Below are 14,226 nucleotides of genomic sequence, written 5' to 3' on the forward strand. Positions count from 1 at the left end.
GACGCATCACGCCGCATGAAGCGCATCCTTGGCGGCGCACCCCGCTCTCCCCGGCGCGCCCGGCAGGCGGCCCCGGAGCTGTCGGCCCCGGCATTTCTGCCCGCGCCCCTTGCTGACGCGTGGCTGGTGGTCAAGTACACCTGTATGACCTACAAGAAAGGACGCCCCGTCCCTGCCGCACCGGCGCGGCTTGATCTTTTCACTGCGTAGTCCGACGCGGGAAGGGGATGGTCCCAAGGGGACCACGGCAACAGGCCCGAAGCGACACTGTCGCTCCGGGCCTGTGCTCGTTTGGATGGCGAGAAGAACCAGCGCACGGCGCTGGCAGAATGCGGCAGGAAGGGAAAACGGTATGGCGTCCCCGGCGCGCCCGAAAGCGCGGCCCGCCCAATGCGGCGCTGGCCGAGGCAACGTGACATCACGCGGCCCACGGCGCGGCGTCTGGGGGCGTATCCGGCTCCGTTTAGTCCGCGTTGAGGCGGCTACCTACGACTGTCAGCTTCGGGCGGAATCGGGCAGAAGCGGCCACAATCGCACAGAAACGGCCGGGCATCAGACGCGGGGAAGACGCCGCCCCGGTGTGGCGCTAGCGGCCCTCGGCCACGTCCAGCGCGCTGTCCACGTCCCAGCCCTCGTGAACAAGGCCGTTCAAGGCGCGGACCATATTGAAGGTATCCTCCGCCTGGAAGATGTTGCGGCCAATGGACAGGCCGCTGCCGCCGGCATCGAGGGAGTCGGACACCATCTGGAGCAGGTCGCGCGGGCTGTCCACCTTGGGACCACCGGCGATGACCACAGGCACGCAGGCTCCGGCCACGGCGCGGCGGAAGGTATCGGGCGAGCCGGTGTAGGGCACCTTGACGATGTCCGCGCCCAGTTCCATGCCCACGCGGGCGCAGTGCGCCACCACGTCGGGGTCAAACTCGTTGGCAACCTTGGGGCCGCGGGCGTATACCATGGCAAGAATGGGCATCCCCCACTCCGAAGCCTGCGACGCGGTGCGGCCAAGGTCGGCCAGCATATCGCGTTCGCTTTCGTCGCCAAGGTTCACATGCACGCTCACGGCGTCCGCACCAAGGCGGATGGCGTCCTCAACCGTGCCGGTGAGGGTCTTGGCATTGGGGAAGGGCGACAGCACCGTGCTGGCGGACAAATGGACAATGAGGCCGATGTCCGGCCCCTGCTGGCGGTGGCCGCAGGGGACCAGCCCCTTATGCATCAACACGGCGTTGGCGCCGCCTTCAGCCACATGGGCGAGGGTCTCGCGCATGTCGATGAGGCCGTCCACCGGACCGATGGTGGTGCCATGGTCCAGCGGCACGATAATGGCGCGGCCGGTATTGCGGTTCATGATTCGTTCAAAGCGGATGGCTTTTCCAATGTGCATGACATTCCTCCTGCGCTTTCCCTTAGCTGCAAAATCGCACAAAAAAAAGAGGCCGCTGGATGTTATCCAACGGCCTCGCTACACTCGACTGTCGTTTTTCCCGTGCCCCTACAGCACAACGCACCAGTCGCCACAGACCGTCATGTCCGCAGCGTAATAATAGGAGGTCGCGATGGTGGTGGGGGCAACGTTTTGCATCCGCAATATGTAGAGCCGTTTCCGGAGCGTTGTCAAGCCCCTGAATGCAGACCCCTGCGCGCCCAGTCCTGCGCCGCCGCACGCGCCGGCGCTCCACACCGGACGCGCAGCAGGCCACCATCATCGTTGCCCCGCCCGGCCCCGCCACGGAAAAACCGCCGAAAACCCGCGCGGTAACGGCTTGCGCCGACGCTGGGGTCTTGCCCATGGGGGCAAAAGATTCCCTGCACATTTTCCATGGGTTAGACACCACAGCCGTCACCTGCTATAGAGGACTATGCGCCCTTTGTCCCGCGCACCACTCACCCCAAAAGAACAAGGTGGCACTTATGAGAATAATCCGCGTATTACACCGAGGCGTTTCGTTTTATGCGCGCGTCACCGACGGCGGTCTGCAGTGTTTGGACCGCGCCAAAGGTATTGAAGGCATCATCCCGCCCGAGGAAGCCACCCTCCTCCCGCTGGCCGTCCCCTCAAAAATCATTACCATTGAAGCGCGCCCAACCGATTCGCCCCAGCCCACTCCGCGGCTGAATCTCAAGCCGCCGTCCTCCGTCATCGGCAACGGACAGACCATAAGCATCCCCGCCACAGCGCAGCAGGCCGTGGCCAACCCCATGCTGGGCATCCTCATCGGGCGGCAATGCCGTGGCGTGCAGACGCAGGACATGCCCTCGCATATTTTTGGCTACACATGCTGCGCCAACATTGCCGCGCATGTGCCCGAACTTGCCGAACCCGGCTCCGCCGCCGCGCAGGGCTTCGACACCTTTACGCCGGTCGGTCCCTTCATCGAAACGGACCTGCCCGCCCTTGAAGAGCTGGACATCGCCCTCGCCGTCAACGACGAGACATCCAAGCACTTCACCATCGATGACCTGACCATGCAGCCGCTGGAGGCCATCAGCCACGTGTCGTCCATCATGACGCTGCTTCCCGGCGACGTGGTGATGTTCGGCATGAACAACAACGGTGCGACCATCGCTGACGGCGACGTTGTCAGCGTAGAAATCAGCGGACTGGGCCGACTCTCCAATCCTGTTCAGGCAGAGAGCGCGCAGTCCCACTCCGGGGGCGATACGGCCGCCGCCCGGGTGCAGTAGTGAAGGGTGGTGGCTGGCGGACATTTTCTGCTTGCCATCATTCTGCATTCCAAGTATAACGCCGCGATTTCAATCCCACACACTCCACGTTGACGCCCATGGGTGCCCTCTCCGTTGAGGGGGTTATGGGCGTGCTTTACGCGGAGTGGAGGAAAACAACCCTGGAGGAATTACCATGGCTTATGTCAACATGAAGCAGATGCTGGAGACCGGTGTTCACTTCGGTCACCAGACCCGCCGCTGGAACCCCAAGATGCGTCCGTTCATCTTCGGCGCCCGTAACGGCATCCACATCATGGACCTGCAGCAGACCGTCCGTCTGTTCCAGAAGGCCCATGACTTCATCGCAGAAAAGGTCGCCAACGGCGGCAAGGTGCTCTTCATCGGAACCAAGCGCCAGGCGCAGGAATCCATGAAGCAGGAAGCCTCCCGCGCTGGTCAGCACTTCATGACCAACCGCTGGCTCGGCGGCACGCTCACCAACTTCCAGACCATCAAGCACAGCATTGACCGTCTGAAGAAGCTGGAGACCATGTTCGAAGACGGCACCATCAACAAGTTCCCCAAGCGCGAAATCGTGGGCATGACCCGCGAGGTGCAGAAGCTGAACCTCGCCCTCGGCGGCATCAAGGACCTGGAAGGCCTGCCCGCCGTCGCCTTTGTGGTTGACCCCAAGCGCGAAGACATCGCCGTACGCGAGTGCCGCAAGCTCGGTATCCCGATCGTGGCCGTGTGCGACTCCAACTGCGATCCCGACCTCGTTGATTACGTTATCCCCGGCAACGACGACGCCATCCGCGCCATCAAGCTGTTTGCCTCCGCCATCGCTGACGCCTGCCTCGAAGGCGACGCCCGCCAGGAGGAAGTGCAGATGGCCCAGGCCGCCGAAGCCGCCAAGGAAGAAGATAAGGCCGAAGAGGCCCCTGAAGCTGAATCCGCGGAGGAAAAGTAACAATGGCTATTACCGCTGCAATGGTGAAAGAGCTGCGCGACAAGACCGGCGCTGGCATGATGGACTGCAAAAAGGCCCTCGGCGAGTGCGGCGGCGACACCGACAAGGCTGTCGCATGGCTGCGTGAGAAGGGTCTGGCCAAGGCCCAGAAGAAGGCCGGCCGCGCCACCTCCGAAGGGTACGTCGGCTCCTACATCCACTCCAACGGCAAGCTGGGCGTCATGGTCGAGATCAAGTGCGAGACCGACTTCGTCGCCAAGTCCGATAAGTTCCAGGCCTTTGCCAAGGACGTGGCCATGCAGATTGCTGCCATGAGCCCCGTGTGCGTCTCCCCCGACGAGCTGCCCCAGGACATGCTGGAGAAGGAAAAGGAAATCTACCGCAATCAGGCCCTCGAAGAAGGCAAGCCCGAGCACATTGCCGACAAGATCGTCGAAGGCCGCGTGAAGAAATACTACAAGGAAGTCTGCCTGCTTGAGCAGCCTTTCGTAAAAGACGACAAGCTCTCCATTCAGGACCTCCTGAACGAGCTGGTCGCTGTTCTGGGTGAAAACATCCAGATTGGCCGATTTGCCCGCGTAGCCGTGGGCGAAGACGCCCAAAGCTAAGCTCTCCGAAACGGGCCGCAAGGCCCGTTTTTTTTGGCCTTTTTTTCTCAAACCTTTGCCAGAATTATGTTACGGTGTTCTGGCAAATTAACCACAGAAAGCGCATAAAGGTGTGAAATATGAGTGAGTTGCGGTTCCAGAGGGTGCTGCTGAAGCTCAGCGGCGAGGCATTGGCGGGAAAGCAAAAATTCGGTATAGACCCCGAATCCGTCAGCGCATTTTGTCGCGAAATCGCGGAAGTCTCCCGCATGGGAGTGCAGGTGGCCCTCGTCATTGGCGGCGGCAACATCTTTCGCGGCATGGCGGCGAGCGCCAAAGGCATGGACCGCGCCCAGGGCGATTACATGGGTATGCTGGCCACTGTCATGAACGCTCTTGCCGTGCAGGACGGACTGGAAAAGGAAGGCATACAAACCCGTGTGATGAGCGCCATTTCCATGCAGGAAGTGTCGGAGCCCTACATCCGTAGGCGGGCTATCCGCCATCTGGAAAAGGGCCGCGTCGTCATCTGCGCCGCAGGTACCGGCAACCCGTATTTCACTACCGATACCGCTGCGGCGCTTAGGGCTGCGGAGCTTCACACGCAGGCTATCCTCAAGGCCACCAAGGTCGATGGCGTCTACGACAAAGACCCCATGGTGTACGAGGATGCCGTCAAATACCCGAGCCTGAGCTACATCGAAGTGTTGAGCAAACGGCTGCAGGTTATGGACTCCACCGCCATTTCGCTGGCCATGGACAACAACCTGCCCATCGCCGTATTCAACCTCTTCGAAAGCGGCAATATCAAAAAAGTCGTTAGCGGCGAAAATATCGGAACTCTCGTCGAAGGAGGAGATTAGACCATGCAGTCCGTGATGGATGATTGTCAGGACAGGATGAAAAAAGCTCTGGTCAGCCTTGAGCGCGATTTTGCAAAACTGCGCACCGGCCGCGCCTCCACTGCTTTGGTCGAGGACGTCATGGTGGATTACTACGGCACCCCCACGCCCCTGAAGCAGCTCGCTTCCATCGCCGTGCCGGACAGCCGTTCCATCACCATTCAGCCTTGGGACCGTGGCGCATTTGCCCCCGCCGAAAAGGCCATCATCAGCTCCGACCTCGGGCTGAACCCGGTCAACGACGGCAAGCTGTTGCGCATCAACATCCCCCCGCTGACCGAGGAGCGCCGTAAGGATTTGGTCAAACTGGCCAAGAAGTACTCCGAGGACTGCAAGATCGCTATCCGAAACGTCCGCAGAGATGCCAACGAATCTCTGAAAAAGCTGGAAAAAGACAAGGATATCTCCGAAGATGACCAGCGCCGCGGGCAGGAAGAAATCCAGAAGATCACCAATGCCATGGTCGAGGAAGCCGACAAGCTCCTCAAGGCCAAGGATGCCGAGATCATGGAGCTCTAGCCCCGGATATCTACGCCCTTTTCGTCCTGCCGTCCCTTCTGCCGGGGCGGCAGGATTTTCCTTTTTTCGACGCCCCCGCGTCAAGCCAACCTGCGGAGCATGACTCTGAAGTTCGACACACTGCCTCGTCACCTCGCCGTCATCATGGACGGCAATGGCCGTTGGGCCAAGGCTCAGGGAATGCCACGAAGCGAAGGCCACAAGGCCGGAACCGCTTCGGCAAAGCGCCTCGTCACCGAATGCCGCAAACTCGGCATCCGTCACGTCACGCTGTACACCTTCTCGCGCGAGAACTGGGCGCGGCCGAAAAAGGAAATCTCTTTCCTGTTCGACCTGCTTGTGCGGTTCATGAACCGCGAAATGGCCTCCCTTATCGAACAAGGCATACGCCTCAACATCCTCGGCGACCTCTCCGAACTGCCGCTGGTGACGCGGCAAGCGGTCAAACGCGCGGTGTCGCAGTCCAAGGACGGCACGGAGATGACCCTCAATCTCGCCCTCAACTACTCCGGGCGCGATGAAATCCTACGCGCCTGCCGCCAGCTTGCGGCCGAGGGCGCACGCCCGGAAGACATCACCGAGGACGCCATCGCCGAGCGCCTGTACACCGCAGGCCAGCCCGACCCGGACCTCATCATCCGCACCAGCGGGGAACTGCGGCTGTCCAACTTTTTGCTGTGGCAGGCCGCCTACGCTGAATTCTACTTTACCCCGACGCACTGGCCCGACTTCGACGAAGCCCACCTGCATGACGCCCTTGCCGCGTTTGCGGGCCGTGGCCGCCGATTCGGCTGTACCGACGAGCAGCTCTCGTCCGCCCAGACCACCGGGCACAACGCTTAAACTCCGGCCCCGAGCCGCCACGCACCATGAACAGCTCTCACAAAAAACGCATCCGTACGGCCCTGGTCCTCCTGCCCCTCTTGCTTGGCGCCATCGCGCTGCGCGGCTGGTTCGAGTTCTCCGCCCTCGCGGCCATCGCCGCTGTCGGCCTGTGGGAATTCTACGGCATGTTCTGGAAGGACGGCCGCCACACTTGGCTCCGCGCCGCAGGGTCCGCCCTTGGCATCTTCATCCTCTGGGCCGGAAAAACCGGCAACCCGTGGCTCATCCTTGGCGTGCTCATCGCCGCCTTCTGGGTCTCCAGCCTTGGGTTCCTCATCAAGTATTCCAAGAGCACGGACGACCTCTCCGAGAACACGTCCTACGGCCTTGCCGCCATTCTCGTCAGCGGCCTGCTCTACATCCCGCTTATGCTCCAGTTCTTCTTCGGCTTTTTGCACGTGGAGATCATCGTTGTGCTGCTGGCCGTCATGGCGGCGGACACCGGCGCATTCTACGCGGGCAGCACCTTTGGCGGCCCCAAAATCTGGCCCGCCATCAGCCCCAAAAAGACGTGGAGCGGCAGCCTCGGCGGCATGGCGGCTTCCGTGCTGGTCTGCCTTGTTGCCGGCGCGGTGGATGAATACTTCCTCGCCGGTGCCGGCGCTGGCCGCCCGTGGTGGATGTGGGCGCTCTTGGGCATGGGCCTGAATATTTCCTCCCAGTTCGGCGACTTTATCGAGTCCGCCATCAAGCGCAGGCAGAACGTCAAGGACTCCGGCACCATTCTCCCCGGTCACGGCGGAGTGCTGGACCGCATCGACAGTCTGCTGCTGGCCGTAGCCACCTACGCCGGGCTGGATGCCATCTTCCACTTCTTCCGGTAGGGCGGACGCGGCCATGGCGCATTTCGCGCAGGCCGCGGCGTTCCACCTCTCGAGACACAGGACATGACGTACATCTCCCCCCTCACGCCCCCGGCCGAGAGCGCACGGCGCCTCGTTCTGCTGGGGAGCACCGGCTCCATCGGCGTCAGCACCATCAAGGTGCTGGATGAACATCCCGGCCGCTTTGAGGTGCTGGCCCTTGCCGGCGCCCGCAACGCGGCCCTGCTGGCCGAGCAGGCCACCCGCCTGCGTCCGCCCTTCCTCGCCGTCCTGAACGACGAGGCCGCCAGCGAACTGCGCGAGCGCCTGCCCGAGGGCTACACCCCCGCCATTCTCGTTGGGCCGCAGGCCTATGTGGACCTTGCCACCATGCCCGAGGCCGACATCGTCCTCGCGGCGCAGGTTGGCGCGGCGGGACTGCCGCCCACCCTCGCCGCCGCCCGCGCAGGCAAGACCATTGCCCTCGCCAACAAGGAAGCCCTTGTGCTGGCCGGTCACCTGTTTCGTAAAATCTGCCATGAGACCGGCGCGGTCATCCTGCCTGTGGACTCCGAGCACAACGCGCTGTTTCAGGGCATGTGCGGGCATGACCAGCATGACATCCGCCGCCTGATTATCACAGCATCCGGCGGCCCCTTCCGTGGCAAAACGCGTGAGGAACTAGAGGGCGTCACCCGCGAGCAAGCCCTAGCCCACCCCAATTGGTCCATGGGCGCCAAGATCAGCATCGACTCCGCAACGCTTATGAACAAAGGCCTTGAGGTCATCGAGGCCTACCACCTGTTTGGCCTGCCGCTGGAGGCCATCGACGTGGTGGTGCACCCGCAGAGCGTGGTCCACTCCCTTGTGGAATACGAGGACCGCTCCATGCTGGCGCACATGGGCCCGACGGACATGGTCATCCCCATTGCCTACGCCCTTGGCTGGCCGCATCGCCTTGGCCTGTCCCTTGAGCCGCTGGACTTAGTGAAGGCTGGGCACTTGACCTTCGAGGCCCCTGCGTTAAATATATTTCCTTGTCTGGGCTATGCTTTCGACGCTCTGCGCGCAGGCGCAAGCTATCCCGTGGTCCTCAACGCGGCCAATGAAATCGCCGTGGACCTTTTCCTGCAAAACAGGATAGGATTCTTGGATATTCCCGCGCTCATACAGCGCGCCATGGACGCCCACACGGGAGCCGACGCCGAAAGCCTGGAAGCCATCCTCGCCCTCGACCAAAACACTCGGGCCGAGGTCCGGAAATGGGCGTCCGCCTGACCGTAAGGGCATCCGGAAACCATCACCCAAACCGGCAACGCGTCACGCGCCAAAGCCGAGGCTAAAGCAACATGCAAGGACCCATCGCAATCGTTCTCGTCCTCGGAGCGCTCATTTTCTTCCACGAACTTGGGCACTTCCTCGCCGCCCGTTTCCTCGGCATCGGTGTTCGCACGTTTTCCCTTGGATTCGGGCCCAAGCTGTTCTCCTTCATGGGCGGACAAACGCGCTATCAGCTCTCCGCCGTCCCCCTTGGCGGCTATGTGCAGCTGCTGGGCGAGAATCCTGATGACGAACTCCCCGAAGGCTTCACCCCCGAGCAAAACTTCTCCCAGCGCCCGCCCCTGCACAGAATGTGCGTGGTGGCCGCGGGCCCTATCTTTAACTTCATCCTCGCATGGGTTATCTACTCCAGCATTTTCATGTCCACCGGCCTTATTGAGCTGAAGCCCGCCATCGGTGGCATTCAGCCGGACAGCGCCGCAGAGGTGGCAGGCATCCAGCCCGGCGACGAAGTGCTGGCCGTCAACGGCAAAAGCATCACCTTCTGGAGCGAAATGGCAGATGCCATCCAGAAGAGTGAGGGCCAAACCCTGGACTTCACCGTCCAGCGCGACAACGCCACGCTGGAACTGGACGTCGTCCCCCGCGTGATGGAGCGCAAGAACATCTTCGGCGAGACCATCTCCACGCCCATGGTGGGCGTCAGCGCCGCCGGTGAAACCGTCACCATCCCCCTCGGGACCGGCCGCGCCTTCGTTGAGGGCGCCAACCAGACATGGCAGGTCATTGAGCTGACCATGCGCGGCATCGGCAAGCTGTTCGAACGTGTGGTGCCACTGGACACCGTGGGCGGCCCCATCATGATCGCCCAGATGGTGAACCAACAGGCCAAGCGCGGGCTGATGGAAGTGCTATTCCTGACGGCCATCATCAGCGTGAACCTTGGCCTGCTGAACCTGTTCCCCATTCCGGTTCTGGACGGCGGGCATATCCTGTTCCTCACCTTCGAGATGGTCTTCCGCAAGCCCGTTCCCGAAAAGTGGCAGATTATGACCACGCGACTTGGCATCATCCTGCTCATCTCGCTGATGGTCCTTGCCACCTATAACGACATCTACCGCCTCTTCGCCCCATCGGCGATGTAGCAGACACATCATGGGTAAACCACAATCCACACCGACCTTTGACGCGCCGGTCCTCGTGCTTGATGGCACCGAGGACCGGCTCCATCTTGTCCTGGCCCAAAACGGCCTTGTCGGCGCGGCCCAGCAATGGACCGTGCCCGGACGCGCCATGCAGTTTCTGGCCCCGGCCATCAAGGGCCTGCTGGACAGCGCCTCCCTCACCACCGCTGACCTGACGGGCATCGCCTGTGTCCGCGGCCCCGGCAGCTTTACCGGCCTGCGCATGGTCCTCGCCACCGCCCTTGGCATTGCCCGCGCGGCTGGCGTGCCCATGGCTGGGCTGGACTACCTGCCCCTGCTGGCCGCCGGACCGGCCCCCATGGCCGAAGGCACCATCGTCGCCGTTACGCATTCCCGCACCCGGCAGGTGTATGTACAGCCCTTTGCCGCCGCCACGCGCACGGCCCTTGCCGCGCCCGCGCCTCTGTCGCTGGACGAGACGCTGGCCCTGTGCGCGACCTTTGACGGCCCTCTTGCCCTGCTGGGCAGCGGCCTTCGGCGCAACGCGGCATTCTTTGCCGAGTCGCCCCTTGCCGGCGCCATCCTGCCGCCGCGCTTCGACCACCCTCTGCCCGAGGTCTATGCCGAAGCGGCCTGCGCCGCCGAGTATACCTCCGCGCCCGTCGAGCCGCTGTACCTGCGCGCCTCGGACGCCGAGGACAACCTGCGCAGCATAGCCGAGCGCCGGGGCATGGACCCCGACGAGGCCGAACGCCGCCTTGACGACGCCACCTCCAGCCTGCGCGCCCCAAGCGGAAGCGAGGCCGACGCCTAGCACGCCATCCGGTCACACGCCCCGCCGCGAGCGGTATTTCCTCCCTGTGGCGGAGGTTTTTCTGCCTCTTTCCGCCCTCGGTATTGGCGGCGCGCCGCCCCAACAGGCCAAAGACCCAACGCATTTTCCCCTCACTGGACGCACCAGTGAGGGGATTTTTTTTCGCGTCCTGCCCACAGCCGCCCGTAAATGACGCAACCTTTCACACTTCTTACACTTTTTACGCAATGCAACACAGCGCGGAGTACGCACCGTACACAGCACCATTACGCAACACACCGAAATATCTGACGCAGTAGACACCACACTGCATACTAAAGTTTTCCACAAATCACGACGATACATTGAGCAACAGCCCGGCACACTCAAGAGCTGCAAGGAGGTATGGTCACAAACACATGATTTCTCTCTGGCCTTAGGGCCGTAATCGCTTGGGCAAGGACGCCGCAAGCACGAGGAAGACAAACGCTTTCAAGGAGGAAAGTACTATGTCTCTGGTTATCAATCATAACCTCATGGCGATGAATGCTGCCCGCAACCTGAGTATGTCATTCGGCGCCCTTGGCGTTTCCACAAGGCGTCTGTCGTCTGGCCTCCGCATCGGCAACGCGGCAGACGACGCTGCAGGGCTTGCCGTCCGAGAGCTTATGCGCTCCGACATCGCCGCCCTGAACCAGGGCGTGCGTAACGCCAACGACGCCATCTCGCTCATCCAGACCGCAGACGGCGCCCTTGGCGTCATCGACGAAAAGCTCGTCCGTATGAAGGAACTTGCGGAACAGGCCGCCACCGGTACGTACGACTCCACCCAGCGCCTGATCATCGACTCCGAATATCAGGCCATGGCGTCGGAAATCACACGAATCGCCAACGCCACGGACTTCAACGGCATCCACCTGCTCAACGGCAACCTGTCCGGCACCCATGACGGCACAGGCCTGACGCCCACAGGTCAGCTGAAGGTCCACTTTGGCTCGGCAAACGACAGCTCCGAGGACTACTACTACATCAAGATCGACACCGCGACGGCCTCAGCCCTTGGTGTCGGCAACCAGGCAGACACAACGGACAGTGGCTACACCATTTCCACGCAGTCCGCCGCCCAGAACGCCCTTGAAGGGCTGAACGACGCCATCATCTCCAAGGATAACATCCGAGCCAAGCTCGGTGCCTTGCAGAACCGGCTGGAAAACACCATCTCCAACTTGCAGATTCAGGCTGAGAACCTGCAGGCGTCCGAATCCCGCATCTCGGACGTGGACGTGGCCCTTGAAATGACCGAGTTTGTGCGGCAGCAGATTCTGTCGCAGTCCGCAGTGGCAATGCTCGCCCAGGCCAACTCTCTGCCGAGGCTGGCTATGCAGCTCTTGGGCGGTTAGGGCTAGCGCGCTAACGGCTTAACACCCTGAACTGGCCGGGGCGTGCGGACATCGCGCGCCCCGGTCTCTGTTTGAGTGGCATTGCGTTTGCACAAATTCTGGTGAATACTTCGGCACCCGGCAAAATTTTCCTGAGAGGACCCCACATGCCATCGGAAATTACAACATCAGGCGCAATCCACTTCACCGGTCTCGGCAATGGGACCGACTTCGACGCAATCATCGAGGCCACACTCACTGCCGAGGGCTTTCACAAGAAACGTCTTGAAAGCTGGCAGGAGTCCTGGGTTCAGAAGCAGGAGTATTTCACTGCCCTCAACTCCCAGATGCTCAGCCTCAAAAATGAAATGCGCTCCATGGACACCTTGGACGAGTTCCTTAAAAAGAACGTGGACGTCTCCTCGTCCAGTGTGCTGTCCGCCACTGCGGATAGCGGCGCTATGGAAGGCTCGCACGAAATTGACGTCAAACAGCTCGCCCAAAACGAGATAAAGACCAGCACATTCGCCGTTGCAACGGAAGATACGTCCATCAACAGTTCCGGCGGTTCGCTGGTGTTTGACTACACCTACGGCTCCACATCCGTCAGCCTTGACGTGCCAAACGGCACCACCCTCGCCGGCCTGCGCGACCTTATCAATAAGGACAACAACAACCCCGGCGTACGAGCCAGCATCCTCTACAACGGCAGTGACTACTTTCTGCAAGTCAAGGGCATGGACCTTGGCGCGGACAACTCCATCACCATTGACGGTTCAACCACCCTTACCAATTACGGGGCAGGGGACTTCAACGACACCCAACTTGCGCAAAACTCGCAGATTACCGTGGACGGCTGGCCCGATGACGGGACCTACATCGAGCTGGCCACCAATACCGTGACGCAGGCCATTGAGGGCGTGACCATGAACCTCAAAGGCACGGGCACCACGCAAATCACCGTTGCCAACGATACGGACGCCATCATTGAGCAGGTCCGCACCTTTGTGGACAAGGTCAACGAGGTCCGCGCCTCCATCCGCGCGCTGACCAAATACGACGAAAAGACCAAACAAGGCGCCATCTTGCAGGGCAACTACGGCCTGCAAATTGTCGGCTCGCAGATTAAGGATGTCACCGCCACCAAGGGCATCGGCTTTGACTACGACGAGGACGTCTACTCCACCTTTGCGCAGATTGGCATCCTGACCGACGCCACGGAAGGGTCCCCCACGCAGGGCCTGCTGGTCTTTGACGAAGCCGACTTCCTTGAAGCGCTGGAGAACGATTCCGACGCCGTGGCCGAGCTGTTCAGCTCACAGGGCACAGGCGCGACCGACACCTCGGACTTCGCCTTCGAGTCCATGATTCCCGGCATCACCGAGCCGGGTGAGTACGCCGTGGAATACACCGTTGACGGCAGCGGCACCATCACCGCCGCCACCATCAACGGCAACGAGGCCACAATCAACGGCAACAAGATTACCGGTAAATCCGGCAACCCGGAATCCGGTCTGTCGCTGACGATCAACAACCTCAATGCCGGGACGCACTCCGGCAACGCCCGCGTGAAGCAGGGCAAGGCCGGTGAGTTCTACGATGTTCTCTCGGACCTGACAGACGTCCAAGATGGCACACTCAAAATCCTTGAGAACAACTATCAGGACATCATCGATAACATCCAAAAGAAGATCGACTATGAGGAAACACGCCTCATTAAGCTCGAAAAGACACTCCGGCTCAAGTATGCCAGGCTGGAAGAGACGCTTGGCACGTACGAGCAGCAGAAGAAGTCTTTGGAATCCCAGTTGAAGCAACTTTCTTCCGACTAACCGGAGTTTCAGGAGCCATCCATGATCAAAGGCGCCAAGGCGTATCTCCAGACACAGGTCAGCACCACCTCGCAGGGCGATATTCTTATCATGCTCTACAGCGGTGCGATCAAATACCTCAGACAGGCCAAAGAGCGCATCGCGGAAAAGGACTTCGCCAAGAAGGGCGTGCTTATTTCCAAAGCGCTCGACGTCATCGCCGAGCTCGACCAGAGCCTCAACAACGAAAAGGGCGGCGAGGTCGCGCAGAACCTGCACCAGCTGTATTTCTATTGCAGCACGCGGCTTTTGCGCGCCAATATGAATATGGACGTCAGCATCATTGACGAAATCATCCGCATCCTCGAAGGCCTCAAGGATGCGTTTGAGGAAATTCAGGGTGGCGGCGGCCAGCAGGCGGCGACCACGGCAGGCGCCCCCGCCCAGCGCGCGCCGCAGAATGCCGCATCCGGCGAGCCTT

Annotated in this window: 15 protein-coding genes; 14 read left to right on the forward strand and 1 reads right to left on the reverse strand. The window is 61.3% G+C overall.

All coding sequences use genetic code 11. The features are described 5' to 3' along the window. On the forward strand, positions 1–210 hold a 210-nt coding region (locus ACY69P_RS06665; RefSeq protein WP_462326942.1), incomplete at its 5' end, for a hypothetical protein. 376 nt (positions 211–586) lie between these two features. Here ACY69P_RS06665 and ACY69P_RS06670 read toward each other — a convergent pair. Then, positions 587–1,387 (reverse strand): 2-amino-3,7-dideoxy-D-threo-hept-6-ulosonate synthase, encoded by an 801-nt coding sequence (locus tag ACY69P_RS06670; protein ID WP_404844197.1) that lies wholly within the window; start codon positions 1,385–1,387, stop codon positions 587–589. A 527-nt stretch (positions 1,388–1,914) separates the two neighbouring features. Here ACY69P_RS06670 and ACY69P_RS06675 point away from each other — a divergent pair. The 13 genes from ACY69P_RS06675 to fliS all read left to right on the forward strand — a co-directional run. Further along, positions 1,915–2,688: a fumarylacetoacetate hydrolase family protein gene (locus ACY69P_RS06675; RefSeq protein WP_459898645.1), complete on the forward strand. Its 774-nt coding sequence runs from the start codon at positions 1,915–1,917 to the stop codon at positions 2,686–2,688. Positions 2,689–2,863: 175 nt separating this feature from the next. Continuing rightward, complete coding sequence (gene rpsB, locus ACY69P_RS06680) at positions 2,864–3,640, forward strand: 30S ribosomal protein S2 (protein ID WP_404844195.1); 777 nt, start codon at positions 2,864–2,866, stop codon at positions 3,638–3,640. 2 nt (positions 3,641–3,642) lie between these two features. After that, a complete protein-coding gene (gene tsf / locus ACY69P_RS06685; RefSeq protein ID WP_459898641.1) occupies positions 3,643–4,248 on the forward strand; it encodes a translation elongation factor Ts in 606 nt (201 codons plus the stop codon). A 119-nt stretch (positions 4,249–4,367) separates the two neighbouring features. Further along, positions 4,368–5,090 carry a UMP kinase gene (gene pyrH, locus ACY69P_RS06690; RefSeq protein ID WP_459898639.1) on the forward strand — a complete coding sequence of 241 codons (723 nt, stop codon included), beginning with the start codon at positions 4,368–4,370 and terminating at the stop codon, positions 5,088–5,090. 3 nt (positions 5,091–5,093) lie between these two features. After that, positions 5,094–5,648, forward strand: a complete 555-nt coding sequence (gene frr / locus ACY69P_RS06695; RefSeq protein WP_462326943.1) for a ribosome recycling factor — start codon at positions 5,094–5,096, stop codon at positions 5,646–5,648. A 99-nt stretch (positions 5,649–5,747) separates the two neighbouring features. After that, positions 5,748–6,491, forward strand: a complete 744-nt coding sequence (locus ACY69P_RS06700) for an isoprenyl transferase (protein ID WP_459898635.1) — start codon at positions 5,748–5,750, stop codon at positions 6,489–6,491. A gap of 26 nt (positions 6,492–6,517) precedes the next feature. Further along, positions 6,518–7,357: a phosphatidate cytidylyltransferase gene (locus ACY69P_RS06705; RefSeq protein ID WP_459898633.1), complete on the forward strand. Its 840-nt coding sequence runs from the start codon at positions 6,518–6,520 to the stop codon at positions 7,355–7,357. Between the two features lie 63 nt (positions 7,358–7,420). Next, the gene (gene dxr / locus ACY69P_RS06710; protein ID WP_459898632.1) at positions 7,421–8,614 is read left to right on the forward strand and encodes a 1-deoxy-D-xylulose-5-phosphate reductoisomerase; all 1,194 of its coding nucleotides are present in this window, start codon (positions 7,421–7,423) and stop codon (positions 8,612–8,614) included. 71 nt (positions 8,615–8,685) lie between these two features. Further along, the gene (gene rseP, locus ACY69P_RS06715; protein ID WP_462326944.1) at positions 8,686–9,762 is read left to right on the forward strand and encodes an RIP metalloprotease RseP; all 1,077 of its coding nucleotides are present in this window, start codon (positions 8,686–8,688) and stop codon (positions 9,760–9,762) included. A gap of 10 nt (positions 9,763–9,772) precedes the next feature. Further along, complete coding sequence (gene tsaB / locus ACY69P_RS06720; protein ID WP_459898630.1) at positions 9,773–10,576, forward strand: tRNA (adenosine(37)-N6)-threonylcarbamoyltransferase complex dimerization subunit type 1 TsaB; 804 nt, start codon at positions 9,773–9,775, stop codon at positions 10,574–10,576. Between the two features lie 488 nt (positions 10,577–11,064). Further along, the gene (locus ACY69P_RS06725) at positions 11,065–11,955 is read left to right on the forward strand and encodes a flagellin N-terminal helical domain-containing protein (RefSeq protein ID WP_462326945.1); all 891 of its coding nucleotides are present in this window, start codon (positions 11,065–11,067) and stop codon (positions 11,953–11,955) included. Positions 11,956–12,101: 146 nt separating this feature from the next. Next, complete coding sequence (fliD, locus tag ACY69P_RS06730) at positions 12,102–13,766, forward strand: flagellar filament capping protein FliD (RefSeq protein WP_462326946.1); 1,665 nt, start codon at positions 12,102–12,104, stop codon at positions 13,764–13,766. Positions 13,767–13,787: 21 nt separating this feature from the next. Then, a partial coding sequence (gene fliS, locus ACY69P_RS06735; protein ID WP_462326947.1) for a flagellar export chaperone FliS occupies positions 13,788–14,226 on the forward strand: 439 nt, incomplete at its 3' end.

The sequence above is a fragment of the Desulfobaculum sp. genome, assembly GCF_054921475.1.